The sequence below is a fragment of the Haloechinothrix salitolerans genome (assembly GCF_042662605.1).
Taxonomy (GTDB): domain Bacteria; phylum Actinomycetota; class Actinomycetes; order Mycobacteriales; family Pseudonocardiaceae; genus Haloechinothrix_A; species Haloechinothrix_A salitolerans.
The window spans coordinates 3293004-3319364 of record NZ_JBHSXX010000001.1; the positions used below are offsets into that span (position 1 = coordinate 3293004).

A 26361-nucleotide genomic window follows, 5' to 3' on the forward strand; every position below is an offset into this window, starting at 1 on the left:
ATGGCAGTGCTGCGTGCCCTCGCCGCGCGCTACGAGATCGTGCTGGCGGTCGTCGGCCTCGTGTTGCTCGGCATCCTGATCACGGCCGCGGTGGGCTCCGGCGACGACCCGTCTGGTCCCGAGTCGGACGGTGTGATCGTCCATGGCGACGGGCTGGCGACCTCGCACACCGGTTATCGCTTGGTGGCCGACGACTTGCCGTCGGCCACCGGGAAGCGGATGCCGGTGGCGTTTCAGATCCTCAATCCGTCCGGCAGGCCGCAAACCGAGTACCTGCCGTACCGGACGAAGCCGATGCACCTGCTGGTGCTGCGCGACGACACGCACGCCTACCAGCGGGTATCCCCGACGCTCGACGGTGACACGTGGCGTGCGGAGATCTCGGTGCCGGATGGCGGCCAGTATCGGATCTTCACTATCTTCGTGCCGAAAGGCGAGCCGAAGGACGAACACCCGACCGTGCTCGGCGCGCCGTTCGTGGTGCCTGGCGACACCGAGTTGGTGCCGATGCCGGAGCCACGCGCGGAAGTCGAGGTCGGCGGCGTCACCGTGTCCCGCCCAGACGGAGCGGCACAGCCACCCGTGGATACACCCGTCACACTGCGATTCCGGTTCACCGATGACTCAGGGAAGCCCGTCGACCTTGAGCCCTACCTCGGTAACTACGCGACGATCTGGGCGTTCAACGGCATGACCCTGGCTGCCCACGACGTCCAGCTCACGCAACAACCCGGCGATCCGCTGCCCGGCGGTGAGCTGAGCGGCACGGTGGAGTTCGATGAGCGCGGCGAGCATCGGGTGTTCGTCGAGTTTCAGGTGGACGGCGAGGTGCACATCGCCGCGTTCACAGTATTCGCTACCTAGTTCGCCGCCTACTTTGCCGCGTGGTTGGGCTGGTCCCAGTCCTCATAGGACGTCCACGCCCGCAACGTGGCGGGGCTGTCGAACCGGCGGTGCTCGCCGGAGATCGGGTCGGTGAACGCGAGCGTCTTGGCCAGCAGTTGCAGCGGGCGGCTGAAGTCGTCGAGCGGCGTCTCGGTCAGCGTCGGGTAGAACCGGTCGCCGAGGATCGGGATGCCGAGACTCGCCATGTGCAGCCGGATCTGGTGGGTGCGGCCGGTGGTGGGAGTCACGCGATAACGGCCAAGATCACCGCGCCGCTCGATCAACTCGACGTGCGTTTCCGCGTTGGGTGGCCCGTCGACCTCGCGGGCCGCGATGACGCCGCGCTCTTTGACGATGCGGCTGCGGATCGTCGTCGGCAGCGCCAGGTCATCCCGGACCGGCGCGATCGCCTCGTATTCCTTGTGCACCCGACGATTCGCGAACAACGTCTGGTACGCGCCGCGTAGTTCCGGGCGGATCACGAACACCAGTAGGCCAGCGGTGACCCGGTCCAGGCGGTGCGCGGGGCTCAGCTCGGGCAGGTCGAGCCGCTGGCGCAGCCGCACCAGCGCGGTCTCCAGCACGTGCTTGCCGCGCGGGATCGTGGCGAGGAAGTGCGGCTTGTGCACCACGAGCAGGTCGTCGTCCCGGTGCAAGACGTCGATGTCGAACGGGACCGGCACCTCGTCCGGCAGGTCGCGATGAAACCACACGAAGGAGTCCGGCACGAACGGCGCGTCGTGCGCCAGCGGTCCCTCAATGCCGACAAAGCGTCGTTCCCCGAACATCGCGTCGATGCGTTCCGGCGCGACCGGCAGCCGGTCGACGAGGTGGTCTCGCACAGTGCGCCACGGTCCCGCCGCGGGCAGCTTGAGCCGCGCGGCGTCGAGGCCATGCCTCCTCGGCAACGGGGACTGCAGGCGTTTGCGCATCACGCCCAGCGTACGGGGCGGGTCACTCGCCGGTGCCGCCCGCTCGCCGTGGGCGCCGGTCTGCGGCATTGTGGAGACATGAGTGATGTGCTTGCTCGCCCCCGTGAGGGAAAGATGATCGCCGGGGTGTGCGCCGGGATCGCCAATCGGTTCGGCTGGAACGCCAACACCGTACGGCTGGTGTTCGTGCTCTCATGCCTGCTACCAGGGCCGCAGTTCCTGGCCTATATCGCGCTGTGGATCTTGATGCCGAAGGAGCGGTAAGCATCACCGCACGCCGCGTGGCCGGAACTGAATGCTGATCCGTGGTCCGACCGGTTTGGCCGTCTTGGGCACCGCGTGCTCCCAGGTGCGCTGGCAGGAACCGCCCATCACGAGCAGATCGCCGTGGCCGAGCCGATGTCGCTGGGTCGCACCGCCGCCGCGCGGGCGTAGCAGCAGGTCGCGCGGCGCGCCGATCGAGATGATCGCGACCATGGTGTCCTCGGTGTTGCCCCTGCCGATGCGGTCACCATGCCAGGCGACGCTGTCCCTGCCGTCACGGTAGAAACACAACCCGGCGGTCTGGAACGGTTCACCCAGCTCGCCCTCATACCGGTCCGAAAGTGCGGACCGTGCTTGGGTGAGTACCGGATGCGGCAGCGGGTCGCCTTCGTCGTAGAAGCTGAGCAACCTCGGGACGTCGACCACTCGGTCGTACATCGGACGGCGCTCCGCGCGCCAGGGAACATGGTCGGCCAAATGCTCGAATAGGAGGTCAGCCCCGGTCAGCCAGCTGGGGAGGATGTCGAGCCACGCGCCGTCGCGCAGCGGTGTGCGTTCGACGCCGGTCAGCGAGCGGAGCGCGGGCGGGGGATCGCCCGCGCCATCATCCACGACATCCAACAGGGAGCCTTGCAGTGCGACGGACATGACGCCATCATACTCGATTTCATCGAACATGTGTTCGTTATATGTCGACCATGTGTCTATGCCGCGTCGAGAGTGGGGTCGGCGAAACACGCCGCTAGTGCGGCTTTCGAGTGTTCTTAACTGACTTAACCGACCTTGGGGGTTATGCTCGTCCGCAACGAACCGGAGGTGAGGGTGCCATGGCACGCAACGCTCGGCGCCAGCTCGCGCGACGACTGCGGGAGCTGCGCGAGTTCGAGCTGGGGGAGAAGCTGACCCAGGACGGTCTAGCCGCCGCGCTGTCCGGGCGGAAGCGGCTCTCCGGTGCCGCGGTGTCGACGTGGGAGAACGGCGAGAGTGAGAAGCGGCCGTCTGACGAACGGATCGTGCAGTACGCGCTGCTGTTCAGCACACCGGACAACCTCAAGCCGGAGCCGCACGTGCCGACCGAGTCATCGCTCGACAAGTCCGCCCGGGAGCAGTTCTACGCGTTGCGCAGGGAGTTGGCTCGCCTGCGGGACGAAGCCGAGCAGGAGGCACGCCGGGAACGGGCGCCGAGTTCGGTGCGACCAGTCGTCAACGAGATGTGGCGACACGACCGCGACGAGGAGATCGTCGTCGTCACCTCGGAAGTGCCGGGAGACGAGCTGCCCGCGAACGCGCGGGCGGGCAGCGTCAACTACGCGCGGCTCGCGCGGTACGGCCACATCGACGCGTTTTTCGAGATGTACATGCGCATCGCCGAGCTTGGCTACCGCAACCGGCGGCATCGCTCTGCCAACGACCGTGGCATCGACCCGGCCAGCACGCTCGTGCTGATTGGCGGCCCGTCGAACAACCGGGTGACGCGCAACGTGATGCGGCTGCTCCACCTGCCGTTCACGCAGCACATCGTGCACGACGACGGCCCGGAGACGTTCCTGCTCGACGATGGTTCGGAGCTGGCTCCCGTCATGGCGGACTTCGAGGACGGGGAACGAGAGCTGATCGAGGACGTCGGCCTGTTCGTGCGGGCGAGCAACCCGACGAACCCCTCGGTGGACATCACGTTGTGCGGTGGGTGCCATCCGGCCGGGGTGCTCGGCGCGGTGCGCAGCTTCACCCATCCGGACGTCGTGGCGGACAACGTCGAGACGATCCGCGCCGAGGTCGGCGGGCTGACGGACTTCTTCGTGCTGTTCCGGGTGCCCGTCGTCAACGGTCGGGTGCCGCCGCAGCGGCTCTCGCACACGATGATCACGGCGTCGGGTATCGGGGCGAAGGCGAACGGCTCCCGGTGACGCCCGCCGTCAGCGCTCCTCTGGCTCGGTCGCGACCTGGGCCTTCTCCGAGACGGGAGTGTCGGCGGGCAGGTCGACGGCGCCGGTGAACGAGGCGACCTGGACCAGACCGAGCACGATGAGCGTGAGCACGCCCGCCAGTAGGAGCTTGAGCGACTCGCGCCAGAAGGCGACGGCGATAAGGGCGAGCAAGACGATGGTGGCGAGCATGGTGATCTCCAATCGGCCGGGCCGACCAGTTCCTGCCTGCGGGCCGATCGCCACCATGGCGATGTGTGAGTGTGCGGATCAGCCAGCTAGGTCTGGACGCGCATCATGTTCTGTGCCTCAGAAGGGGTTGAGTTGACGGGTTGACTGGACAACTTAACCATCGCAAGAGGTCAAATCCGGGTCAAGGGGCCAGCATGGGCATCACCCGGTCAGCGCAGCCGCCAGACCGGGCTGCCAGTGGGTGCCGGGACCGCCCTTCGTGCGGGTGACGATGGCGCCGTGAGTGTGGCGTGGCCAATACCTCACGCTGTGCGATGCGCGTGACGGTAACCCGGCCGCACTAGACTGCGATGCGGCATTCAGCGCAATCAGGCGCGGGCGTGTCACCGGCGGAATGTCGGGAGCGGCACCACCATGGTGAACACGGTGGTTGGCAGCGGAAAGGATCGGCATGCGAGTGGAACCCGACGTGGTGACCGGCCCGCTCGGCCGGTTGGTGGCCTACGCGCAGAACGGGCTCGAGGTGCTGCGTTTCGGTGGGCTTGACACGGGCGAGCAGCCGTCGCCGTACGAGGTGGTCGAGCGTGGGCCGATGTTCCGGCTACGTCGTTACTATCCCGACACCGCCGGGGGTGCCGAGACGAACGGCCGGCCGCCGCTGCTGCTGGTGCATCCGATGATGCTCGCCGCCGACGTCTGGGACGTCGCGCCGTCAAGCAGTGCCGTCACCGCCTTGCACGAGGCGGGCATCGATCCGTGGGTAGTGGATTTCGGCGCTCCCGACAAGGAATCCGGTGGTCTTGATCGGACGCTGACCGATCACGTGATCGCCGTCAGCGAGACGATCGATCTCGTTCGTAAGCACACCGGCAAGGACGTCCACCTCGCCGGATACTCGCAGGGCGGCATGTTCTGCTACCAAGCCGCCGCGTATCGCAAGGCCCGAGACGTCGCGAGTGTCATTACGTTCGGCGCACCCGCCGACATTCTCGCCGGCGCGCCGCTCGGGCTGTCCGAGGAAGTGCTGACCAAAGGCGCCGAGTTCCTCGCCGACCACGTCTTCAGCAGGTTGGCATTGCCCAGCTGGGCGGCACGGCTCGGGTTCAAACTGCTCGACCCGGTCAAGTCCGCCCGCTCGCAGGTCGACTTCCTCCGCCAGCTGCATAACCGGGACGCGCTCATCGGCAGGGAACGGCAGCGCCGATTCCTGGAAGGCGAGGGCTGGGTGGCCTGGTCCGGTCCGGCGATCGTGGAGCTGCTGCGCCAGTTCGTCGTGCACAACCGCATGATGACCGGCGGGTTCGCCATCGGCGACCGCCTGGTGACCCTGGCCGACATCACTTGCCCGATCCTCGCGTTCGTCGGGGAGGTCGATGACATCGGTCAGCCCGCGGCCGTGCGAGGCATCGGCAAGGCGGCACCCAAGGCCGATGTGTTCGAGTTCGCGATGCGCGCGGGACACTTCGGGCTGGTCGTCGGGTCGGCGGCGACCAAGACGACCTGGCCCGCCGTGGTCGACTGGATCCGCTGGCGCGAGGGCGAAGGGCCGCGCCCAGGCGGCGTGGCCCCGCTGAGCACCGAACCGGCCACGACCACGCGCGCCTCCGACATGACGTCTCGCATCACCTACGGTTTCAACCAGCTCGCCGATGTCGGGCTCGGCGCGACGAAGACCATCGCCGCCCGCGCTACCGAGGCGGTGCGCACGTCCCGCGAGATCACCGCGGAGGCAGCACAGGCACTGCCGAGGCTGTTCCGGCTCGGCCAGATCCAGGGGCACACTCGCGTCTCGTTCGGCAAGCTGCTCGCCGAACAGGCCAAACGCAGTCCGGACGGCGAATGCTTCCTGTTCGACGACCGGGTTCACACCAATGCCGCCGTCGCCGACCGCATCGACAACGTCGTGCGCGGGCTGATCCACGTCGGTATCCGGCAGGGCGATCACGTCGGTGTGCTGATGGACACCCGGCCGAGCGCGCTGGTCGCGATCGCCGCCCTGTCTCGGCTCGGCGCGGTCGCCGTCCTGCTACCGCCTGCCGCCGACCTGTCCACTCCGGTGCGGCTCGGCGAGGTGTCCGAGATCATCGTCGACCCGCAACACGTGGACACCGCCGTCGCGACGGGATGCGAGGTGCTGGTCCTCGGCGGCGGAGGCGGCGAGCGTGTCATCTCGGCAACCACCGCGAACGGTGGGGCGAATATCGTCGACATGGAGCGCATCGATCCTGACGCCGTCACGCTGCCGGGCTGGTATCGGCCCAACCCGGGACTGGCGAAGGACCTGGCGTTCATCGTGTTCAGCCGGTCTTGCGGGCACACGGAAGCCAAGCTGATCACCAACCACCGTTGGGCGCTTTCGGCGTTCGGCACCGCGTCGGCGGCCGCGCTCACCAGCCGCGACACCGTATACTGCATCACCCCGTTGCACCACCCGTCCGGGCTGCTGACCAGCGTGGGCGGCGCGGTGGCCGGTGGTTCGCGGATCGCGCTGTCGAGGGGCTACGACCCGGAGCGGTTCGACGCCGAGGTGCATCGCTACGGCGTCACCGTCGTCTCCTACACCTGGACGTTGTTGCGGGAGCTGGTCGCGCGACCGGAACCGGCGGGCGGCGAGCCTCACCGGCCGATCCGGCTGTTCCTCGGCTCCGGCATGCCGCGCGGGCTGTGGCGCCGCGTGCTGGCGCGGTTCCCCGGCGCCAAAGTGCTCGAGTTCTACGCCTCCACCGAGGGTGATGCCGTGCTGGCAAACCTCTCCGGGGCGAAGCCGGGCGCGAAGGGCAGGCCGTTGCCAGGAAGTGCCGAGGTGCGGCTTGCGAAATACGACCCGGTGGCACGCAGGCTTGTCGAGGACGAGCGCGGCTACGCGGTGCCGTGTGGCCCCGGTGAGGTTGGGCTGTTGCTGGCGAACCCGAGGGTCGACATCGATCCGACCGCGCGCAGGCTTCGCGGCGTATTCGCGCCCGGTGACACCTGGTTGGCTACCGACGACTTGTTCGTCGCGGACAGCGACGGCGACTACTGGCTCGTCGACAACGTCCACACGGTGATCCGGGCGCCACGCGGACCGGTCTACGGCCAGCCCATCGCCGACGCCCTCGACGATCTGCCGTCGGTCGACCTCGCGATCGCCTACGGCGTCCCGGAGGGCGAACACGAGATCGCGGTGGCGGCGGTGACGCCGTGGCAGGGTGCCGAGATCACCGGGGAAGACGTCACGAAGGCGCTGGCAGAACTGCCCGTCGACCAGCGACCGGACCTCGTGCACGTCGTGGACGACATGCCGCTGACGACGTGGTACCGGCCGAGCGCTGCCGCGTTGCGCGAGCACGGGGTCCCGACCGGGCGGGCGTGGTACTACGACGCCACGGAGGTCGCCTACCTGCCGTTGACCGAGGTCACTCGGGCGCGGCTGGTGGCGCGAAGCTGAGTCTGCCCGGGGTGCTCGGTAAGGAGGCCGCCGGGGTGCCGGGGGACCGGGCGGCACCCCGGCGGCTGGGTGCCGGGCCTTACCCGGCCGGAGGGGTCCAGTCAGTTGGCACGAAACCCTCGCGGATGCGCTGCGGGTGGTTGCCGACCGGCACCCGCGCGATCTCGGTCTCGGTCTTGTAGTCGATCACCGACATCTCGTCGGTTCCGCTCCAGGAGAGGTAGCAGCGGGAACCGTCCTTATTGGACGTCGCCCAGTACGGCTTGCCGTTCTCGGGGCGGCTGACGATGTTGTGCCGGAACGTCTCGCGGTCCACGATCGCGGCGTAGTCGTCCATCGTGCCCGCGACGCAGAGCTTGGTGCCTTTGCGGTTCATCGCGAGGCCGTGGTGCGCCGAGTCGTTGACGTACTGCTCGCGCGGCATGTCCGGCACCAGGTTCGGCAGATTCGCGACTCGGGTGACTTCGCCGGTGACGGTGTCGTACTCGACGAAGCCGTGGAAGAACGACACCTGGAAGTAGAAGTAGCGCTCGTCGGGCGTGTGGGCCATCGGCCGGATCGCGGAGCTGATGTCGTGGTAACCCGCCGCGTCCAGCTTGTCGCGGAGGTCGAAGCGCTCCAAGATCTCGAAGCTGTCGGCGTCGACGATCTGGAAGATCCGCTCACCCTTGGTGCTGTCGAACGCCGGCTGGTCCAGCGGGGTGTAGACGAGGCCGATGCTGGCGTGGAAGATGCGTTCGCCGTCGGCGGAGTAGACGTTCTCGTGCGGGGTATCGCCGGAAGGGAATCGGCCGATTTCCTCGCCGGTGTTGACGTCGAGCACGTGCACCAGATTCGCGGTGGACGCCGAGACCGCGACATGCTCGCCGTCGGGGGAGAGTGCCATGTGGTCGGAACGCTGGCCCTCGACCTCGAACCGCCACGCGATCTCACCGGTTCGAGTATCGATGCCGACGACGTCCGCGAGGCTCGGGCGCGACGCGACGAGCAGCCTGCCGTCACGGGTGCTGTACATGTCGTCGACGTACTGGTCGTTGCCCTCACCGGGGCCCATGCGGATCGCCAGGAAGTACGCCAGCCGGACCGGATTGGTGTAGATCTCGAGCATGCGCTCGTCGATGTCCGGGATGGCGTCGATCTGGCCGAGGACGTCGTAGCCGTCCGGGTCGATCACCTGCACGGTGCCATCCCAGTTGTTGCCGACGAAGATCACCGGCTGCGTCGTCGCTGGCGTGGTGGGTGCTGTGCGTGCCGCCATGCCGGACGCGGACGCCGACCCGAGCGCCGCGACCGCGGCGACGGTGGTGACGGCCGCGGCGAGTCGCGCGAGCAGACGTCGAGGCGTGCGAGCGGTCACGTTGGTCCTTTCTCCGTGCGGCGTCTCGTGAAGGTTCAACGCGCGAGATGCCACGAAGATACGCGGAAGTAATTCACATATTTCGCGCGGTGGTTGCCTGGGCCAGAACGTCGTAGCGTAAGAGGGCCCTACAGCGAGCGTGAGGAGCAGTCATGGTGGAACGGACGAAGTACATTCTTGATGAAGCGGACATGCCGACGCGCTGGTACAACGTGATCGCGGACCTCGACGTCCCGCCGCCTCCGCCGCTACACCCCGGTACGGGCGAACCGGTCGGCCCGGATGACCTGGCGCCGCTGTTTCCGCAGGCGCTGATCGAGCAGGAGGTCACCACCGAGCGCTACGTCGACATTCCGGCCGAGGTGCTTGAGGTCTACCGGCTGTGGCGGCCGTCCCCGTTGTACCGGGCGCGCAGGTTGGAGAAGGCGCTCGGTACCCCGGCACGCATCTACTACAAGTACGAGGGCGTGAGCCCGGTCGGTTCGCACAAGCCGAACACCGCCGTGCCGCAGGCGTACTACAACGCCGCCGAGGGCATCGCGAAGCTGACCACCGAGACCGGCGCGGGGCAGTGGGGAAGCGCGCTCGCGTTCGCCTGCGCGACGTTCGGGCTGGAGTGCGAGGCGTGGCAGGTGCGGGCGTCCTACGACCAGAAGCCCTACCGCAAGATCATGATGGAGACGTATGGCACGACCGTGCACCCGAGCCCCTCGAAGCTCACCGAGGCGGGCCGTGCGGTGCTGGCCGAGCACCCGGACTCCACCGGCAGCCTTGGCATCGCGATCAGCGAAGCGGTCGAGATGGCCGCGCAGGACCCGAACGCGCGGTACGCGCTCGGGAGCGTGCTCAACCACGTGCTGCTGCACCAGACGATCATCGGTGAGGAGGCGCTGAAGCAGTTCGAGATGGCGGGTGACACCCCGGACCTCGTCGTCGGCTGCACCGGCGGTGGCTCGAACTTCGGCGGGCTGACGTTCCCGTTCCTGCGGGAGAAGCTGGCGGGCAGGGCGAACCCGGTGATCCGCGCGGTCGAGCCAGCCGCCTGCCCGTCGCTGACGCGGGGCACGTACGCCTACGACTTCGGCGACACCGCGGGCCTGACACCCCTGATGAAGATGCACACGCTGGGCCACGACTTCATCCCAGACCCGATCCACGCGGGCGGCTTGCGCTACCACGGCATGTCGCCGTTGCTGTCGCACCTCTACGAGCAGGGGTTCTACGAGGCGCAGGCGATCAACCAGCGGGACTGCTTCGCTGCGGGCATCCAGTTCGCGCGCAGCGAGGGCATCATTCCCGCGCCGGAGCCGACGCACGCCGTCGCCGCGTGCATCGAGGAAGCGTTGCGCTGCAAGGAAACTGGCGAGGACAAGGTGATTCTCACCGCGCTGTGCGGGCACGCCAACCTCGACCTGCCTGCGTACGGTGCGTACCTCGCCGGGGAGATGGTGGACAACGAACTGGACGACGACGTGCTGCGGACGTCGCTGGCGGCATTGCCCGCCGGGGTCGGGTCGTGAGTGGCGAGCAGAATGGCGTGACCGTCATGGACTTCGCCATCCAGGAGCGGGCCGACTTCGCGGACTTCCTGGAGACGTTGTCGCCGCGGCAGTGGGACGCGCCGAGCCTGTGCGATGGCTGGCGGGTACGCGACGTCGTCGCCCACGTCATCAGCTACGACGAGCTGAGCTGGCGGCAGACGTTCCGGCGGGTCGCTCGGGGCCGGTTCACGCTGGGCAAGGTCAACGACGTCGGCGTGGCGGAGTACTCCCGCGATCCGAGCGAGCTGATCGCGTTGTTCCGTGCCCACCCGCGGCCACGGGGGTTGACCGCCGCGTTCGGCGGCATGATCGGCCTGGTGGACGGGATGATCCACCAGCAGGACATTCGGCGTCCGCTAGGCATGCCCCGCGAGATTCCGCGTGAACGGCTCCGGACGGCGTTGCGGTTGGCGCTGCTCGCGCCGCCGATCCGTGCGTTCGCGCGGGCGCGGGGTCTGACGCTCGTCGCGACCGACTTGGGCTGGTCCCGTGGCTCAGGTCCGGAGCTGCGTGGTCCCGGCGAGGCGCTGCTGATGGCCCTCGCCGGGCGCGGCCATGCGGTGGATGAGTTGTCCGGTCCTGGCCAGGCGGTGCTCGCGCAGCGGTTGTGAACGGGGGACACGGCGTCGGGAACGGGACACGGCTCGTTAGGCGCGGAAGAGGGCGCGGGCGATGATCTCCCGCTGCACCTCCGAGGCGCCCTCGTAGATGCGAGGTGCGCGGACGTCCCGGTATAGGTGCTCCAGTGGGTGCCCGTGCTCCAGTGCTCGTGCGCCGTGCACCTGTATCGCGACGTCCACCGCGCGCTGGGCGGTCTCGGTGGCGAACAACTTCGCCATGGCCGACGTCTTCGCGATGTCGGCACCGCTCGCGTCGTAGGCGGTCGCCGCGTGGTAGACCAGCAGCCGCGCCGCTTCGACCTGCGTGGCGATGTCCGCGAGTTGGTGTGACACACCTTGGAACTCTCGCAGCGGCTTGCCGAACGCTTCCCGGGAGCCGCAGTGCGCGACCGCCGCGTCCAGCGCGGCTTGGGCCATGCCGACCGCGAACGCGCCCACGCTCGGCCGGAACAGGTTCAGCGTGGTCATCGCGACGCGCATCCCGCCACCGACCTCGCCGAGCACCGCCGCTTTCGGCACGTAGACGCTGTCGAACCGCAGTCTGCCGATCGGATGCGGTGACACCAGATGGATCGGCTCGCCCGACAGGCCGTCGGCGTCACCCGGTACCGCGAACGCGGTGATGCCTCGCGCTCCCGCACCCGGCGTCGTGCGGGCGAACACCGAGTACACCCCAGCGTGCGGCGCGTTGGAGATGTAGGACTTCTCGCCGGTGAGCCGGAAGCCGTCGCCGTCTTCATCCGCGGCGAGTTCGAGCCCGGCGACGTCCGACCCGGCGGCCGGTTCGGTCAGCGCGAACCCCGCCGCGATCTCGCCTGCCGCGACCCGCGGAATCCAGCGACTGACGATGTCGACGCTGCCCGCCAGCAGGATCGGGTAGGCCCCGAGCCCTTGCAACGCCAACGCCGTCTCGGCCTCGGTGCAGTACCGCGCCAGCCCCTCCCGCAGTAGGCACAAGTCCATCGCGGAGACCCGCTCGAAGCCGTCGTCGCGCTGCCGGAACACCCTGCTCAGCAAGCCTTGCGCGGCCAGCGCGGTCAACATCCGGTGGTTGATCGTGCCCTCGGGAGCGGTGCCCGCCAGCGGTGCGAGGTGGTTCTTCGCCTTCGCCTCGGCGATGTCGCGGAGTGCCTGCTGCGCGTCGGTGAGCATCACGCACCTTCCGGGAGCACGGCGGTGCCGAGCAGCTCGATCATCGCGTCCGCGTCGAACAGCTCGGCTACACCGAACAGCGCGATCGCCGGGAAATGGCGGCCGAAATGCTTGCGGTACAGCGTGCCGATCGCGCCCAACGAACCTTTGTACGCGGCGACGTCGGTGACGTAGATCAGCAAGTGCACCAGGTCGCGTGGCATCGCGCCCGCCGCGTGCAGTGCCGTGACGACGTTGCCCGCCGCGACGTCGAACTGCTCCACCATCGTTTCGCCGACGATGGATCCGTCCGGGCCCTGCGCGGTCTGTCCGCCCAGGTAGACCGGCGTGCCGGGCGCGGCGACGACGGCGTGCGCGAACCCGGCCGGACGCGCCAACCCATCGGCGGTGACGATCCGATGTGACGTCATCACGCCCCCGTCCACTGTGGATTCCGGCCCTGTTGCCACGCCCGGTAGAACTCGCGGTGGTCGTCGCTGGTCATCAGCAGCGCCTGGGTCATCGCCTCCAGCTCCAGCGCGCCGGGCAGGTCCATGTCCAGCTCCCGGCTGAGCAGCACCTTGGTGGCGGAGTACGCGAATGCCGGGCCGTCCGCCAGCCGCCGCGCTAGCGCTGTGGTGGTCGTGGGAAGTTCGGTGTCGTCGACGACCTGAGTGGCCAGCCCGATGCGCTCCGCCTGCTCCGCGCGCACGGTGTCGCCCAGCATCAGCAGCTCGGTCGCTCTGCCGAGGCCCACGAGCCGGGGGAGCAGATACGCCGAACCCATGTCCGCTCCGGCCAGGCCGACCTTGGTGAACAGGAACGCGAACTTCGCCGACGTCGCCAACAGTCGGAAATCGCAGGCCAGCGCGATCACCGAGCCCGCGCCCGCCGCCACACCGTTGACCGACGCGATCACCGGCAGTGGGCACTCCCGCAGCGCGCGCACGACCGCGCCCGTCATTCGGGTGAACTCCAACAGCTGCTTCGCGGGGAGCTCCTGGAGCACGCCGATGATCTCCTCGACGTCGCCGCCGGAGCAGAAGCCCTTACCCCGCCCGGCGATCACCACGACCTTCGCGTCGCCTCGGTGTGGCAGCTCGGTGAGCAGGTCGCGGAGGTCGGCATAGACGTCGAAGGTGAGCGCGTTGAGCTTGTCGGGCCGGGTGAACGTCACCGTCGCTACGCCGTCGGTGATGTCGACGTCGAAGTGCTCCCAGCGCTCGGTGAATCCCGCCGATGCCCGGAACGGGCCTGTCGTCCGCTCAGGTGACACTGATCCCTCCTCCATCCAGTACCAAAGCCTGGCCGTTGATCGCCGCCGCCTCGGGTGCGGCGAGGAAGCTGACCGCGAACGCCACCTCAGCGGGCTCCAGCAGCCGCCCCAACGGGCTTGCCTTCGCCAGCAACGCGGTCGCGTCGTCCTCGCCGCGGCCGGTCTTCGCCGCGATGCGTTCGACCGACCGGGTGGTCATCTCGGTACGCACGAATGTGGGGCATACCGCGTTGGCGGTGATACCCGTTCCGGCGACCTCCGCCGCGACCGTCCGCATGAGACCGACCGAGGCGTGCTTCGACGCGGTGTAGCCCGCCGTGTAGCGGGCGCCGGTCAGCGCAGCCGTCGACGCCACCGTGATGATCCGCCCCGTGCCCCGCTCGCGCATCATGGGCAGCACCGCGCGGGTGCACAGGAACGCGCCGGTCGCGTTGACGTCGAGCTGCGCCTCCCACTGCTCCAGCGTCGTCCGTTCCACCGGGGCGCTCGCGGCGACGCCCGCGTTGTTGACCAGCACATCGACGTCGCCAACGTGCGCGAAGTATTCGGCGACGGCGGCTTCGTCGGTGACGTCGCAGTCGGCATGGGTCGCGGCGAACACGCGGTCACCTGCCTCGGTGAACCGCTGGGCGACGGCCGCGCCGATGCCTTTTCCGCCACCGGTCACCACCACGACCCGCCCACTCACGACGTCTCCTCGAAGGCGGTCAGGGCGCGCCGGTCCAGCTTGCCGTTGCTGGTGCGCGGCAGTTCTTCGACGAAGCGGACGTCGCGGGGCCGTTTGTGTCCGGCGAGCCGTTCCTGGGCATAGGAGATCAACTCGTCCTCGGTGGTGCTTGCGCCCTCGCGCAGCACCACGTACGCGCGCGGACGTACCAAGCCTTCCTCGGCGTGGCCGATGACACCGCATTCGACGACGTCCTGGTGGCCGATCAGGCAATGCTCGATCTCGCTTGGCGCGACCCAGATGCCGCCAACCTTGAGCAGGTCGTCCGCGCGGCCGTGATGGTGGTAGTGGCCACGGTCGTCGACGCTGAACAGGTCACCCGTGTGCACGGTGTCGCCCCGGAACGTGTGCGCCGACTTCACCGGATCGCGGTAATACTCCCGCGCGATCGTCGGCCCGCTCACCTCCAGCACCCCGACCTGGCCGGTGGGCACCTCGTTGCCGTCGTCGTCCACGACACGGGCGCGGTAGCCGGGTACCGGGGTGCCGACGTCGCCGGGCGTGGCCTCGCCGGGCCGCTGCGAGAGGTAAATGTGGTACGCCTCGGACGACCCGACGCCGTCGATGACGTCCACCCCGATGCGGTTCTGCCAGGCGCGCAGCAGGTCGGCGGGCAGCGCCTCACCCGCCGAAGTGCACAGTCGCAGCGAACTGAGGTCCGCGTCGGCCAGTGCGGGACTGGCCAGCATCGCGGACATCATCGTCGGCACGTTCACCAGGATCGTCGCCCGATGGCGCGCGATCAGCTCGAACAGCAGCTCCGGCGTGGAGCGTTCGGGGAACAGAATCCCGGCCGCGCCCACCGCGAACGGATACAGCGCGACCAGGTCGCGGGCGTAGCCGAAGAACAGCTTCGGTACCGCGATCACCCGGTCGTCGGAACGGATGCCCAGCACCGACTTGGCGTACGTCTCGTAGCTGGCCAGCGGCGCGCCCGCCGTGTGCACGCACGCCTTCGGCGCACCGGTGCTACCCGTGGTGAACTTCCAGATCGCGACGTCGTCCACCGTGGTCGGTGCCGGGTCGAGCTGGTCGGACGCCTGCGCCAGGGCGGTCGACAACGGCAGCTCGTTCGCGCCCTGACCAGCGCGGAGTTCGGTGTCGTCCGTGCCGAGGACCAGCAGGTGTTTCGGTGTTCTTCCCAGGGAGCACGCTTCCCGGACCGCCGCCAGCGCGACGGTGTCCACGATGACGACGTCCGCTTCGGTGTAGCTGAGGAAGTGCGCGTAGTCCTTGGCTGGCAGGAAGGTGTACCCCTCGGCGGTGACCGCGCCGATCTTCTGCGCGGCGTACCAGCAGGCCACGAACTCCACGCTGTCCGAGAGGATCAGCAGCACACGGTCGCCGCGCGCGACGCCGAGGTCGAGCAGGACGTTCCCGGCGCGGTTGACCAGTGCGGCCAGGTCGGCGTAGCTCGTGCTGCCCTCGTGGTGGAGTAGCGCGGTGCGCCCGCCCGCGCCCTCGATGAGGTGTCGGTCGATGAAGTAGCTGGCGATGTTGAACCTGGCTGCCACCGGTATCACTCCTCGACCAGCGCGCGGATCGTCTCGACGAGCATTTCGGCCAGGGTCTCGAACGTCGCCGCGCCCTCGGCGGCGCTGGCCTCGGCGGGCGCGCCGCAGTAGCCCTCTGGCATGCCCATCGTGGTGAAGTCCCGCTCGCCGCGTGCCATCGCGGCGGGCATGTCGACCGGGTTCGCGGGCAACGTGCGCATCCGCTCGACGTCGATCAGGCCGGGACGTTCGGCGAGCACCAACGACGTCTCGTAGCGGCCCGCGTGACAGGACCCGGAACGGAACTCCTCGGTCAGCCGCTCGGCGTTGCGCCCGCGGACGAGGTCGAGATGCCCGATCGTGACGCCGTGTTCGCGCTCGACCGTCGCCACCGCGCGGCGCACGGTGGCGACCTGCTCCGGCTCGAAGTGGTTGTTGACCAGCACGATCCAGCGTAAGTCCTGGCTGATCAGCGACGCGCAGACGTCGACGAGCGCCGCGTGCAGCGTGTCTTCGCTGACGCCGACCGCGCCCGCGAACCCGGCGGCGTAGCGGGTCACGCCGTAGGGGAGTGGCGGCAGGAGCAATACTCGCACGCCGGCATCGTTGGCGAGGTCTACGGCCGCTCGCTCGCACATGCCGGTGGAGATGAGCTGGTCCGTCGCGAGTGGACCGTGCGGGCCGTGCGGTTCGACCGCGCCGAGTGGTAGCAGCAACACCGGGGTGCGGGACGACTCGCGCAGCGCGGCGATCTCGGGGGAGGTCAGCTCGGCGAAGTAGGTAGGCCTGGTCATGCCGCCCTCCTCGCTGTCAGTGCCGCCGGGGCGTCCAGGAACTCCGCGACGCACAGGTCGGCGCGGCCGGCGGCGAGCACCGTGTTGACCGCGTCCACCGTGGTGAGGTGCCCACCGACCAGGGTGGGCACTCGCGCGCCGTTGCGCACCTGGTCGCTGAGCGTGTTGAGGAACCCGCGCCGGTACTCCGGGGCGCTTTCCGCGACGGTTTGCCCCGCGACGACGTGCACCAGATCGACGCCCGCTTCCGCGAACGCCCGCGCCGCCACCACGCCGTCGTCTGGGATGAGCCCGCCGCGCGCCCAGTCGGTGACGGTCAGCCGCACGCCGAGCGGGCAGTCATCCGGCAGCGCCGCTCGCACCGCTTCCGCCACTTCCAGCGGGAAGCGCAGCCGGTTCTCGGCTGTCCCGCCGTAGTCGTCGGTGCGGTGGTTGGTCAGCGGCGACAGGAAGCTCGCCAGCAGGTAGCCGTAGCCGCAGTCCAGCATCACCAGCCCACACTCCGCCTCGACCGCGCGCTGGGCCGCCGCGACGAAGGCGTCCCGCACCTCGGCGAGGTCGTCGCCGGTCATGGCGGTCGGTGTCTGGCCGCCCGGCACGAACGGCAACGGCGAAGGTGCCAGCAGTGGCCACGCCTCGGCTTCGGGGAGCGGGACGTCGACGCCGCGCTTCGGTGGTCGCGTGGCGCCGCGACGTCCCGCGTGGCCAAGCAACACGCCGAGCGCGCTGCCGTGCGCGTGTGCGTCGGTGACGGCAGTGCGTAGCCGCGCCACGTCGGTGTCCGCGCACAGGGTGGGGGAGTCGGGGCTGACCCTGCCGCCGGGCGACACGGCCGTCATAGGCGTCAGGACCAGGCCCGCGTCACCTGGCCCGACATCACCCCGCGCGCCGACCATGCGGTTGGTCAGCCGCAATCCGCGTAGTGCTAGCGGGGTGAACGCGGGCGGCGGAGCGATCGCACGCTCAGTCGTGCCGGTAGCGAACCAGACATCGACGCCACGCACGAAGTCGGCGTCCCGCTGTGCGAGGTTGGCATGGCTGATCCGGCCGCTGCGGGTGAGCAGGTTGAACGCGAACTGCGGCGGTGCGAGGTGGGTGTGCTCGTGCACGCGGGAGAAGTAGTCCGCCGAGTCGGTCGCCGCTTGTTGGAAACGCTCCACGACGGGTTTGCGCTCGCGTTCGTAGTGCACCAACGCCGCCTGGATCGCTGCAGGGTTCTCGCTGCCGTGCCTCACGAACGCGGCGGCGAGCGCGATGGCGTCCTCCATGGCGAGCTTGGTGCCGGAGCCGATGGTGAAGTGTGCGGTGTGAGCGGCGTCGCCGAGCAGAACCACCGGTGTGTTCGCGATACGGGCGTGCCAGGAGCGGTTGTGCACCAACGGAAATCGCAGCCACGTGGACTTGTTGGACATCAGCCGGTGGCTACCGAGCTCGGTCGCGAACAGTCGCTCGCAGAACGCGATGCTGTCCGCTTCGGACATCGCATCGAGCCCCGCGTCGCGCCACGTCGACTCCGGGCACTCCACGATGAATGTGCTCGCGTGCTCGTCGAACGGGTATCCGTGTACCTGGAACAGCCCGTGCTCGGACTCGGCGAAGATGAATCGGAAGGCGTCGAAGACAAGATCGGTGCCGTACCAGATGTAGGTGCCACCCTGTGGGGTGATCGTCGGCCGGAACGTCTCGGCCGCCGCCTCACGCACCACGCTGCGCACGCCGTCCGCGCCGACCAGCAGGTCCGCGTCCGCGCACAGCGCCTCGACGTCGGTGATCTCGTGGCCGAAGCGCTGAATCACGCCCAGCTCAGCTGCCCTGCGCTGCAGGATCGCCAGCAGTTGCTTGCGTGCGATGGCGGAGAAGGCATGACCGCGCGAGCGCAACACGGTGTCGCGGTAGGAGATGTCGATGGCGTCCCATCGGGCGAACGTGTCGGTGATGTCGAGGTAGCTGGAGTAGTCCGCGTCGCGCAGCGCGCCAAGGGTTTCCTCGGAGAACACGACGCCCCAGCCGAACGTCGCGTCCGCCGGGTTGCGCTCCAGCACGGTGATCTCGTGCCGTTGCTCGGCCTTCGCCAGCAGGATGCCAAGGTAGAGCCCGGACGGGCCGGCACCGACGATGGTGACCTTCATCCGATCACCTCAGCGAGCCGGTCGATCTGGTCCACATCGGACACCGTGGGCAGCAGCACGAGCATGTCGCAGCCCTCGGCCGCGTAGCCGCGCACGAAGTCCTTGATCGCCCTGCCGGTGGTGAGGTTGGCCGAGGCGATGGTCTCCGCGAACGGGCCGGTGAAGGCGTAGTAGTCGCGCAGGTAGTCGCAGCCCGCCTTGACGGTGTCGTCGTCGCCGAGCGCGAAGTAGCCCTGCGCCCACAGACGGGGTGCGCCGGGCCTGCCCAAGTCGCGCCATGCCGCTCGCGCCTTGGTCGCCGCCGACGCGAACGCACGGGGCGGGCCGCCGCCGTGGGCGTAGCCATCGGCGTAGCGGGCCATGCGCGCGAACGCGGGACCGCTGTTGCCACCGACGAGGACCTCACCGGGATAGTCGTTGCCACGTAGGTGAGCGAGTTGTTCCGACAACAGCGCACCCCGGCGGCGGTGGTCGACGCCCGCTGCCGTGTAGTCGTCGCGGCGCGCGCCGATACCGAGCCCGAGCGTGAACCGGCCGTCGGCGAGTCGGTGCACCGCGTCGGCCTGCTTCGCCAGCAGTGCGGCGGGGCGCAGTGGGCCGATGGCGATCATCGTCGCCAACTGGACGCGGTCGGTCACGGCGGCGGCGGTAGACAGCGCGGCGAACGGCTCGACGCTGTCGTAGACGAGGCGATCCAGTACGGCCAGCGAGCCGAAAGGGCCAGCGTCAGCGCGGCGCGCCCAGTCGGTGAGCAGTGCTCCGGTCGCGCCGGGAGTGGTGTTGGGGAGCCCGACCCCGATCTCCATGAGATTCACATTACAGCGGAGCGCGGTGTTGTGTATAGAGTTGAGGTGTGCAGGCAGACGGTGCGCGGGGGATGCGCTTCGACCCGACCCCGCAGGAGCTGGTGATGACCCTGCTCGGCGCCTACGTGTGGCCGCGCGAGGACGGCCAGGTGTGGGCGGGTGGCCTCGTCGCGCTGCTCGCCGAGATGGGCTTCCGGGAGGGCACGGCACGAGTGGCGCTGACCAGGCTCGCCCGCCGCGACCTGATCGCCCGCCGCAAGCAAGGCAGGCTGGTGTATTACACGCTCACCGACCGGGCGCGCGCGGTGCTCGCGGAAGGTGACAGCCGCATCTTCACGCTCGGCGCCAACGGCACGCCCGCCGAGCACTGGACGTTGCTCTGGCACGGCATCCCCGACACCCACCGGCGCGCACGGGAGGCGCTGGTGCGACGGCTGCGGTTCCTCGGGTTCGGCCCGATCCAGGACGGCACCTGGCTCGCGGTGCGCGACGTGCTAGGTCCGGTGAGCGGCCTGCTCGACGACTTGGACGTCCGCGAGCACGCGGGGTTGCTGCGGTGCTCACCCGACGGCATGGCCGACGCCCGCGCGCTCATCACGCGGGCGTGGGACCTCGATGCGCTCGCCGAGTCCTACGCCGCGTTCGTCGCCGAGTTCGACGGGGCGTCCGCCGCCGACGACAGGTCCGCGTTCCTGCTGCGCACCCGTTTGGTACACACGTTCAGGCAATTCCCGTTCCGCGACCCGGAACTTCCCGAGGAGCTGATCGCCGCTCCCCGTCAGCGTGCCGATGCCGTCGCGCTGTTCCACGATTTGTACGCCGCGCTGGCACCAGCGGCGCAGCGCCACTTTGATGAGGTGACCACCCCGTGACCGACCAGCACGCCGCCCTGACCTACACGTCCTACCTCGCGCTCGACGACGTCCTGAACGCACAGCATCCCCGTTCCGACGAGCACGACGAGATGCTGTTCATCGTCATCCACCAGGTCTACGAGTTGTGGTTCAAACAACTGCTGCACGAACTCGACCACCTCCAGGTGCGGCTCGACGCGGGCGACACTCCGCACGCGGTGCGCACATTGCGGCGCGCGCTGACCATCCTCAAGGTCGTCGTCGCGCAGATCGACGTCCTGGAGACCATGACGCCGAGCCAGTTCCTCAGCTTCCGGGAGCGGCTCGACGCGTCCAGCGGGTTCCAGTCAGGACAGTTCCGAGAGCTGGAGGCGGTGCTCGGCAGGCGCGATCGGCGGGTGTTCGAACACTACCCGGAGGGCACGGTCGCTCGCGAACGGATCGCGACGCGGATGGCGCGCCCATCGCTGTTCGACTCCTTCCTGCGCTACCTCGCCGTGCACGACTACGACGTCCCCGACGCCGCGTTGCACCGCGACGTCACGCGGCCGCTTGAGCCGTCGGAGGAGGTGCAGGAACTGCTGCTGCGGGTGTACTCCGACGACGCCGGTCCGGCGACGGTGTGCGAGAACCTGGTCGACCTCGACGAGGGGTTCCAGGAGTGGCGCTACCGGCACGTCAAGATGGTCGAGCGCACCATCGGTGACAAGGCGGGCACCGGCGGGTCGTCCGGCGCGGCGTACCTGCGGACCACCGTCGGGAAACCGGCGTTTCCCGACCTGTGGGCGGTGCGGAGCAAGCTGTGAGCGGGTACGGCATCGAAGATCTGGCGCATGCGCCAAACGCGCTGGCGGAGCACTACTCGCGGTTCCGTGTCACCGAGCGGCTGTTGCTGACGGGGCACTCGCACCAGGCGTGGCCCGACGTCGCGCTGGAGGGACAGATCGAGGCGGCCACGGACGCGGCCGAGTACGTCGACGGCAAGTGGGACCGCGCCGCGGCGAAGGCCGAGGAGGTGGCCGATGGCTACCGGCGGCTGCTGGGCGACCCCGGCGGGGAGATCGCGCTCGGTGCCAGCACGCACGATCTCGTGCTGCGGTTCCTGTCCGCGTTGGACCTGCGGCGCAGGCCCCGCCTGGTCACTACCGACGGCGAGTTCCACACACTGCGCAGGCAGCTCGGACGGCTGGCGGAGGAAGGCATCGAGGTGGTGCGGGTCCCGGCGGAACCGGCGGACACCCTCGCCGAACGCATCGCGTCCGAAGTGGATGATGGCACCGCCGCCGCGCTGGTCTCATTGGTGTTGTTCGAGACCGCGCGAATCGTCGACGGGCTCGATGTCGTGGCCGCCGCGTGCGCGCGGCAGGGCGCGGAACTGCTGGTGGACGCTTACCACGCGCTCGGTGTCGTTGAGGTGGACCTCGCCGCGCTGGGACTTTCCGACGCGTGGGTGACCGGTGGCGGGTACAAGTACCTGCAGCTCGGTGAGGGGAACTGTTTCCTGCGGCTGCCGCCGCACGCTGACCGGTTCCGGCCGGTCATCACCGGATGGTTCGCCGAGTTCGGGGAACTGGCGGAGGAGAAGTCGCCAGGCCTGGTGCGGTACCCGAACGGTGCTGGCCGGTACGCGGGATCGACGTATGACCCAACCAGTCACTACCGCGCCGCGCGGGTGCTGCGGTTCCGAGACGAGCACGGCCTGGTCCCGGCGTTCCTACGTGAGCTCGCCCAGCACCAGCTTGGTGTGCTCGCTACGACGTTCGACGAACTGGCGTTGCCGTCCGACGTCGTCACCAGGGACCGTATGGCGCCGCTCAGTGAGTACGGCGGGTTCCTCGCGCTGCGGTGCCGGGACGCCCAGGGCTTGCAAGCGGCACTGGGGGAGCGGGGCGTGCGCACCGACGCCAGGGGCGCGTACCTACGGTTCGGTCCCGCGCCGTACCTCAGCGACACTCAGCTGACCGACGCGATGGCCAGCCTTGGCGAGATCGTCCGGGGCTGAGCGCACCCTGTGCGGGGCGCCGGGACAGCCGCGCCATAAGCCTCGATCTAGCGCGACGGCAGCGCGGTCAACAGCAGCGCGGCGGTGGCGACCGAGCCCACCGCGCCGAGCCACGCCCAGGGAGGAAGGCCGGGCAGGGCATCAGCCACCAACACCGTGGCGCAAGCCAGTGCCACGCCCGGCAGCAGCCCCACGCCTTCGCGCAACCGCACGCTCGCCTTCCTGCCGCCGCTGGCAGCGATCAGCAGTGCCAGTGTCGTGACACCGGCTGCCAGCGCGAGCGGCACCGTCATGGCGACGGCCGCCGTACCGTGAGGGGACGGAGCGCGAGGGGGGCAAGTGCTTCGTCCACAGTGGAGTCGTGCGGCCACGCGACGACCGGGATGCCGAGTAGCCCGAAGTTGCGGTACATCGTGGTGCGTTCCCAGCGCCACATGGCGCCGACCAGCGGGTCGGTCTCGCCCCGCGTTGGTAAGTCCCGCAGTACGTCGACCACCGCGACGGCGTGCCCGCGCAGCCGGACGTCGTTGAGTGTCGTCGCGATGCGGCTGTCCAGCAGCGGTGTGAACGCGACGACCAGCGCGGACGGCGGCAGGATGCCGCGTGGTAGCAGATCGCTGTGGCCCGTTCGAGACGCGGTGTCGCCCTCGGCGGGGATCGTGTCGAGCACCGCGTCGGCGATCCGATAGAACTGCCGCCGCCCGATGTCCGGGCGGACCCAGCACAGCGGACCACCCAGCGCGATCACGCCTGCTTGGTCGCCGCGCCGCAGCGCTGCCCGCGCCAGTTGGGTCGCGCCCGCGACGGCGAGCGAACACGCCTGTCGCACGGGCGGTGGGCAGCCACCGGGGGAGCGCAGCGCCCAGGCGTCGATGAGCGCGACCACGGTCGCCGACCGCTCCGCCAGCCGCTCGGTGACGTGCAGCCTGCCCCGCCGTGCGCTGGCGTGCCAGTTCACCATGCGCAGCTGATTACCCGGCACATAGGGCCGGATGCCCGCGAACTCGACGCCGGCTCCGAGTCTCCTGCCGATATGTGCGCCGATGCGGTCGGGAAGGTCCGTGGTGCGCGGGGCCGTACGCATGGGCTCAGGGTGTGGATACACCCGCAGTCGCACTGGATGCCGTACCACCGTCGCGGTGCGGAGCCCAGACGCCGCCCGCAGCGCGATCGTCACGGTGGGCGCGAACCGGCCCCACGACGGCGCCCGCACCTGGCAGCGCACGACGGTACCGCCGGATGTCCAGGTGACGACGGTATCCACGACGTCGACGTCCGCACCGGTGACCGACACCCGTTCCACGACGCAGCCGGCAGCGGTGACGCTCACCGCGAAGTCGACGGACTCCGACGCGAAGCAGTGCTCCTCATCGCGATCGCTGCTCACCTCGACGTGGCCGGAAGGGCGTCCCGCGCTGAGTAGCGCCCCCAACAGTGGCGCGGCGAAGGCGAGGAACTCCACCCGCCGCAAGAGCACGGCCCCGATCAGCGTCGCCGACGCGAGCACGGTCAGCGTCACCGCCAGGGGTGACGGCCGCCAGTTGACGGACGCGGCCGGTGCGTACCGCGTCGCGCCGGTCATTTTCCTGGTCCGATCCGGGGTACCGGCAGCCGATCCAGCAGCTCGGCGAGCACCTGTTCCGGACGCACCCGGCGCACCCACATCTCGGGGCGCAGCGCCACGCGGTGCGCCCACGCGGAGCTTGCCAGCGCCTTGACGTCCTCGGGGATGACGTAGTCGCGGCCCGCGAGCAGCGCTCTGGCTCTGGCCAGCTGCACCAGGTCCAGTTCGGCGCGCGGGCTGACGCCGACATCGACCTGGTGATGGTTCCTGGTGGCGTCGGCCAACGCGACGACGTAGCCGAGGATGTCCGCGTGTACCGATACCGACTCCACCGACTCCCGCATCAGCAGCAGGTCGGTGGGTGTGAGCACAGCACGCAACCGCTCCGGCTCCGCACCCCGCCGGAGCCTGCGTCGCAGCATCTCCACCTCACCGTCCGCGGGAAGGTAGCCCAACCGCACCCGCAGGCAGAACCGGTCGAGCTGCGCCTCAGGCAGCGGGTAGGTGCCCTCGTACTCGATCGGATTGTCCGTGGCCAGCACCAGGAACGGCTCCGCGAGCCGGTGCGTGACGCCGTCGATGCTGACCTGCCCCTCGGCCATCGCTTCGAGCAGGGCCGACTGGGTTTTCGGCGGCGTGCGGTTGACCTCGTCTGCCAGCAGCAGGTGGGTGAACACCGGTCCTTTGCGCAGCACGAACTCGCCGGTGGCCTGCTCGTAGACGGTGGAGCCGAGTAGGTCCGCCGGCAGTAGGTCGGGAGTGAACTGCACCCGCGTGAACTCGAGCCCGAACACGGTCGCGAACGACCGGGCGATCAGCGTCTTGCCCATACCTGGCAGGTCCTCGATCAGGATGTGGCCGTGCGCGAGCACGCCGGTCAAGATCAACTCAAGGGCGTCGCGCTTGCCGACGACGGCGCGTTCGATCTCGGCCAGCACCTCGCGGGCTCGCGCCGTGGTCGCCGCGGTCGCGGTGTCGGTCTCGCTCATGCCGACTCCAGGCGGTCGAGGATGGCGGCGAGCGCGTCCCTGCCGGGACCAGGGGCGTCGAGCCGGGTGGTGAAGGCGTCGTGCGGGTCGACCAACGGCCACAGCCGGGGCCCGAACAGCAGCTCGCCCGCCGCGCGGCGGGAATCGTCACCGCGGCGAGGTCCGAGTACCTCGTCGAGTTGCCTGGCGAGCACCGGCCTGACATGGCGGTCCCAGTCCCGCCGTGTCCCGGACGCCCAGCTCACCGTGACCTGCGCGTGCGCGAGCGTGGAGTCCAGATCAGCCGCGTCGACGGCGGGTTCCGCCGGGACGATGCGCGGCACGGCGCGCGAGGCCAGCCACAGCGCCGCACCGATGAGCAGGAGGACGGCGACGCCGTTCGCGACGGCGTTGAGCACGGTGGTGGTCATGATGGCCGCCATCGGGGCCTCCCGAGCTCGGCGAGGATCGCGCGCAGCGTCGCCGAGGCGGCGCCGCGATCGGCTTCGGTCATGGGATGCGTGCTGTAGCGCGCCTCGTGAAACAGGTCAAGCAGTGTGCTTCCGGTGCCCACGCTGAGCTGGCCTTGTTCGGTCGCTCTGCGCAGCACGTCCGCTGGAGCGTCCGCGGGTCGTGGCGCGGCGGCGGGCGCCTCGGCCAGAGCCCGTTCCATCGCCGCGTAGCAGTCGATGATCGCGGTGCGCGGATCAGTGCCGGGGGAGTCGATGGCGGTGAGTGCTTCCCCAGCCGCGGCGACCAGCGGCTGCGACCCCGTACCGGTGCGCGCGGACGTCTCAGGGCGAGGGACGTCGTGAGGTACGGACGGTCGCGCGCGTAGCGCGGCGACGGCCAGCAGGAGCAGCAGCGCGACGGCCACTGCCGTCCCCGCGACCTCAAGTGCTGAACCGCCGGTGCCCGCTGGTTCTGCTTGTGGCGGCGACGCGGGTGCCGACGTCTCCGGGCCGCTGCGGCTCTCGTCCCCACCACGCACCGTGGTCCGGGTGGGTGGCAGTAGCCGTGGCAAAGCGGCAAGGGCCGCCGTGACGGCGAGCAGCGCGGCGAGCGCCAGCGGGACGGCACCCGCTTTGGGGCGCATGAGCCGTGGTCGTGCGGGCGGACGTGGGGGAGGAGACCGGTAGCGCAGGCCCGCGTACAGCAGCACCAGTAGTGCTGGGGCGATCAGCACGATCAACCATCCGATGACGACGGTGGTCGGGGTGCGATCGGCGGCGGGCATCGATGGGCCGGGTGCGGGGACGCGCAGCGCCGTCGCCGCTGTGATGAGCAGCAGCACGAACAGGAGCACGCGAGACCGCGACGCCATGTGTCAACGGTGCGCGATCGGCGACCACCGCACAACCCATGCGAGTGTCCACATCGTGTCTTGTTCGTGCTGGTGACGGACGTGGGTCGGCTTCCATGCCCGCCATGGGTCTGGGAAAGTTGATATCGAACACGTCTGCACGGCGGGAGG

26 protein-coding genes are annotated in these 26361 nt (G+C 69.5%); 9 read left to right on the forward strand and 17 right to left on the reverse strand.

Going from position 1 to position 26361, the window contains the following annotated elements; genetic code table 11:
• Entirely contained in the window at positions 1 to 864 is an 864-nt protein-coding gene (locus ACFQGD_RS15650) for a hypothetical protein (RefSeq protein ID WP_345390355.1), read from the forward strand.
• 8 nt (positions 865 to 872) lie between these two features.
• Here ACFQGD_RS15650 and ACFQGD_RS15655 read toward each other — a convergent pair whose 3' ends face one another.
• Positions 873 to 1817: an RluA family pseudouridine synthase gene (locus tag ACFQGD_RS15655; RefSeq protein ID WP_345390358.1), complete on the reverse strand. Its 945-nt coding sequence runs from the start codon at positions 1815 to 1817 to the stop codon at positions 873 to 875.
• 78 nt (positions 1818 to 1895) lie between these two features.
• On the opposite strand from ACFQGD_RS15655, the gene ACFQGD_RS15660 reads away from it, so the two are divergent.
• Complete coding sequence (locus ACFQGD_RS15660; protein WP_345390361.1) at positions 1896 to 2081, forward strand: PspC domain-containing protein; 186 nt, start codon at positions 1896 to 1898, stop codon at positions 2079 to 2081.
• 3 nt (positions 2082 to 2084) lie between these two features.
• On the opposite strand, the gene ACFQGD_RS15665 is transcribed toward ACFQGD_RS15660, so the two are convergent.
• Positions 2085 to 2729, reverse strand: coding sequence for an alpha-ketoglutarate-dependent dioxygenase AlkB family protein (locus tag ACFQGD_RS15665; protein WP_345390364.1), 645 nt, complete (start codon positions 2727 to 2729; stop codon positions 2085 to 2087).
• A 179-nt stretch (positions 2730 to 2908) separates the two neighbouring features.
• On the opposite strand from ACFQGD_RS15665, the gene ACFQGD_RS15670 reads away from it, so the two are divergent.
• Positions 2909 to 3988: a hypothetical protein gene (locus ACFQGD_RS15670; protein ID WP_345390367.1), complete on the forward strand. Its 1080-nt coding sequence runs from the start codon at positions 2909 to 2911 to the stop codon at positions 3986 to 3988.
• Between the two features lie 9 nt (positions 3989 to 3997).
• On the opposite strand, the gene ACFQGD_RS15675 is transcribed toward ACFQGD_RS15670, so the two are convergent.
• Positions 3998 to 4255 (reverse strand): hypothetical protein, encoded by a 258-nt coding sequence (locus ACFQGD_RS15675; protein ID WP_345390370.1) that lies wholly within the window; start codon positions 4253 to 4255, stop codon positions 3998 to 4000.
• Positions 4256 to 4649: 394 nt separating this feature from the next.
• Between ACFQGD_RS15675 and ACFQGD_RS15680 the strand changes: the two genes are divergently transcribed.
• A complete protein-coding gene (locus ACFQGD_RS15680; RefSeq protein WP_345390373.1) occupies positions 4650 to 7625 on the forward strand; it encodes an AMP-binding protein in 2976 nt (991 codons plus the stop codon).
• A gap of 79 nt (positions 7626 to 7704) precedes the next feature.
• Here ACFQGD_RS15680 and ACFQGD_RS15685 read toward each other — a convergent pair whose 3' ends face one another.
• Complete coding sequence (locus ACFQGD_RS15685; protein ID WP_345390376.1) at positions 7705 to 8982, reverse strand: YncE family protein; 1278 nt, start codon at positions 8980 to 8982, stop codon at positions 7705 to 7707.
• A 152-nt stretch (positions 8983 to 9134) separates the two neighbouring features.
• Between ACFQGD_RS15685 and ACFQGD_RS15690 the strand changes: the two genes are divergently transcribed.
• A complete protein-coding gene (locus ACFQGD_RS15690) occupies positions 9135 to 10502 on the forward strand; it encodes a TrpB-like pyridoxal phosphate-dependent enzyme (RefSeq protein WP_345390379.1) in 1368 nt (455 codons plus the stop codon).
• Positions 10503 to 10528: 26 nt separating this feature from the next.
• Entirely contained in the window at positions 10529 to 11134 is a 606-nt protein-coding gene (locus tag ACFQGD_RS15695; protein WP_345390815.1) for a maleylpyruvate isomerase family mycothiol-dependent enzyme, read from the forward strand.
• Between the two features lie 36 nt (positions 11135 to 11170).
• On the opposite strand, the gene ACFQGD_RS15700 is transcribed toward ACFQGD_RS15695, so the two are convergent.
• The 8 genes from ACFQGD_RS15700 to ACFQGD_RS15735 are packed head-to-tail and all read right to left on the reverse strand — an operon-like array spanning position 11171 to position 19499.
• Complete coding sequence (locus ACFQGD_RS15700) at positions 11171 to 12295, reverse strand: acyl-CoA dehydrogenase family protein (RefSeq protein ID WP_345390382.1); 1125 nt, start codon at positions 12293 to 12295, stop codon at positions 11171 to 11173.
• Entirely contained in the window at positions 12295 to 12705 is a 411-nt protein-coding gene (locus ACFQGD_RS15705; RefSeq protein WP_345390385.1) for a RidA family protein, read from the reverse strand. Before ACFQGD_RS15705 ends, ACFQGD_RS15700 begins: the two co-directional genes overlap by 1 nt.
• Positions 12705 to 13550, reverse strand: coding sequence for an enoyl-CoA hydratase family protein (locus ACFQGD_RS15710; RefSeq protein WP_345390388.1), 846 nt, complete (start codon positions 13548 to 13550; stop codon positions 12705 to 12707). The genes ACFQGD_RS15705 and ACFQGD_RS15710 overlap by 1 nt, the downstream gene beginning before the upstream one ends.
• Positions 13540 to 14238 (reverse strand): SDR family NAD(P)-dependent oxidoreductase, encoded by a 699-nt coding sequence (locus ACFQGD_RS15715; protein WP_345390391.1) that lies wholly within the window; start codon positions 14236 to 14238, stop codon positions 13540 to 13542. The genes ACFQGD_RS15710 and ACFQGD_RS15715 overlap by 11 nt, the downstream gene beginning before the upstream one ends.
• Positions 14235 to 15791 carry a benzoate-CoA ligase family protein gene (locus tag ACFQGD_RS15720; RefSeq protein WP_345390394.1) on the reverse strand — a complete coding sequence of 519 codons (1557 nt, stop codon included), beginning with the start codon at positions 15789 to 15791 and terminating at the stop codon, positions 14235 to 14237. Before ACFQGD_RS15720 ends, ACFQGD_RS15715 begins: the two co-directional genes overlap by 4 nt.
• A gap of 5 nt (positions 15792 to 15796) precedes the next feature.
• Entirely contained in the window at positions 15797 to 16564 is a 768-nt protein-coding gene (locus tag ACFQGD_RS15725) for a creatininase family protein (protein WP_345390397.1), read from the reverse strand.
• Entirely contained in the window at positions 16561 to 18693 is a 2133-nt protein-coding gene (locus ACFQGD_RS15730) for an oxidoreductase (RefSeq protein ID WP_345390400.1), read from the reverse strand. The genes ACFQGD_RS15725 and ACFQGD_RS15730 overlap by 4 nt, the downstream gene beginning before the upstream one ends.
• Positions 18690 to 19499 (reverse strand): LLM class flavin-dependent oxidoreductase, encoded by an 810-nt coding sequence (locus tag ACFQGD_RS15735; protein ID WP_345390403.1) that lies wholly within the window; start codon positions 19497 to 19499, stop codon positions 18690 to 18692. Before ACFQGD_RS15735 ends, ACFQGD_RS15730 begins: the two co-directional genes overlap by 4 nt.
• Positions 19500 to 19603: 104 nt before the next feature.
• On the opposite strand from ACFQGD_RS15735, the gene ACFQGD_RS15740 reads away from it, so the two are divergent.
• From ACFQGD_RS15740 to ACFQGD_RS15750, 3 genes are read left to right on the forward strand one after another with little or no spacing between them, the layout of a single operon-like run.
• Entirely contained in the window at positions 19604 to 20371 is a 768-nt protein-coding gene (locus ACFQGD_RS15740) for a PaaX family transcriptional regulator (protein WP_345390818.1), read from the forward strand.
• Positions 20368 to 21159: a tryptophan 2,3-dioxygenase gene (locus ACFQGD_RS15745; RefSeq protein ID WP_345390406.1), complete on the forward strand. Its 792-nt coding sequence runs from the start codon at positions 20368 to 20370 to the stop codon at positions 21157 to 21159. Before ACFQGD_RS15740 ends, ACFQGD_RS15745 begins: the two co-directional genes overlap by 4 nt.
• On the forward strand, positions 21156 to 22355 hold the full coding sequence (locus ACFQGD_RS15750; RefSeq protein WP_345390409.1) for a PLP-dependent aminotransferase family protein: 1200 nt from the start codon (positions 21156 to 21158) through the stop codon (positions 22353 to 22355). Before ACFQGD_RS15745 ends, ACFQGD_RS15750 begins: the two co-directional genes overlap by 4 nt.
• 47 nt (positions 22356 to 22402) lie before the next feature.
• Here ACFQGD_RS15750 and ACFQGD_RS15755 read toward each other — a convergent pair whose 3' ends face one another.
• Genes ACFQGD_RS15755 through ACFQGD_RS15775 form a run of 5 tightly spaced genes read right to left on the reverse strand, consistent with a single transcriptional unit; the run spans position 22403 to position 26211 of the window.
• On the reverse strand, positions 22403 to 22648 hold the full coding sequence (locus ACFQGD_RS15755) for a hypothetical protein (RefSeq protein ID WP_345390412.1): 246 nt from the start codon (positions 22646 to 22648) through the stop codon (positions 22403 to 22405).
• Complete coding sequence (locus ACFQGD_RS15760) at positions 22645 to 23937, reverse strand: DUF58 domain-containing protein (RefSeq protein WP_345390415.1); 1293 nt, start codon at positions 23935 to 23937, stop codon at positions 22645 to 22647. The genes ACFQGD_RS15755 and ACFQGD_RS15760 overlap by 4 nt, the downstream gene beginning before the upstream one ends.
• On the reverse strand, positions 23934 to 24908 hold the full coding sequence (locus ACFQGD_RS15765) for an AAA family ATPase (protein WP_345390418.1): 975 nt from the start codon (positions 24906 to 24908) through the stop codon (positions 23934 to 23936). Before ACFQGD_RS15765 ends, ACFQGD_RS15760 begins: the two co-directional genes overlap by 4 nt.
• Positions 24905 to 25330, reverse strand: a complete 426-nt coding sequence (locus ACFQGD_RS15770; RefSeq protein WP_345390421.1) for a hypothetical protein — start codon at positions 25328 to 25330, stop codon at positions 24905 to 24907. The genes ACFQGD_RS15765 and ACFQGD_RS15770 overlap by 4 nt, the downstream gene beginning before the upstream one ends.
• A complete protein-coding gene (locus ACFQGD_RS15775) occupies positions 25315 to 26211 on the reverse strand; it encodes a DUF4129 domain-containing protein (protein WP_345390424.1) in 897 nt (298 codons plus the stop codon). Before ACFQGD_RS15775 ends, ACFQGD_RS15770 begins: the two co-directional genes overlap by 16 nt.
• Positions 26212 to 26361: the final 150 nt, after the last annotated feature.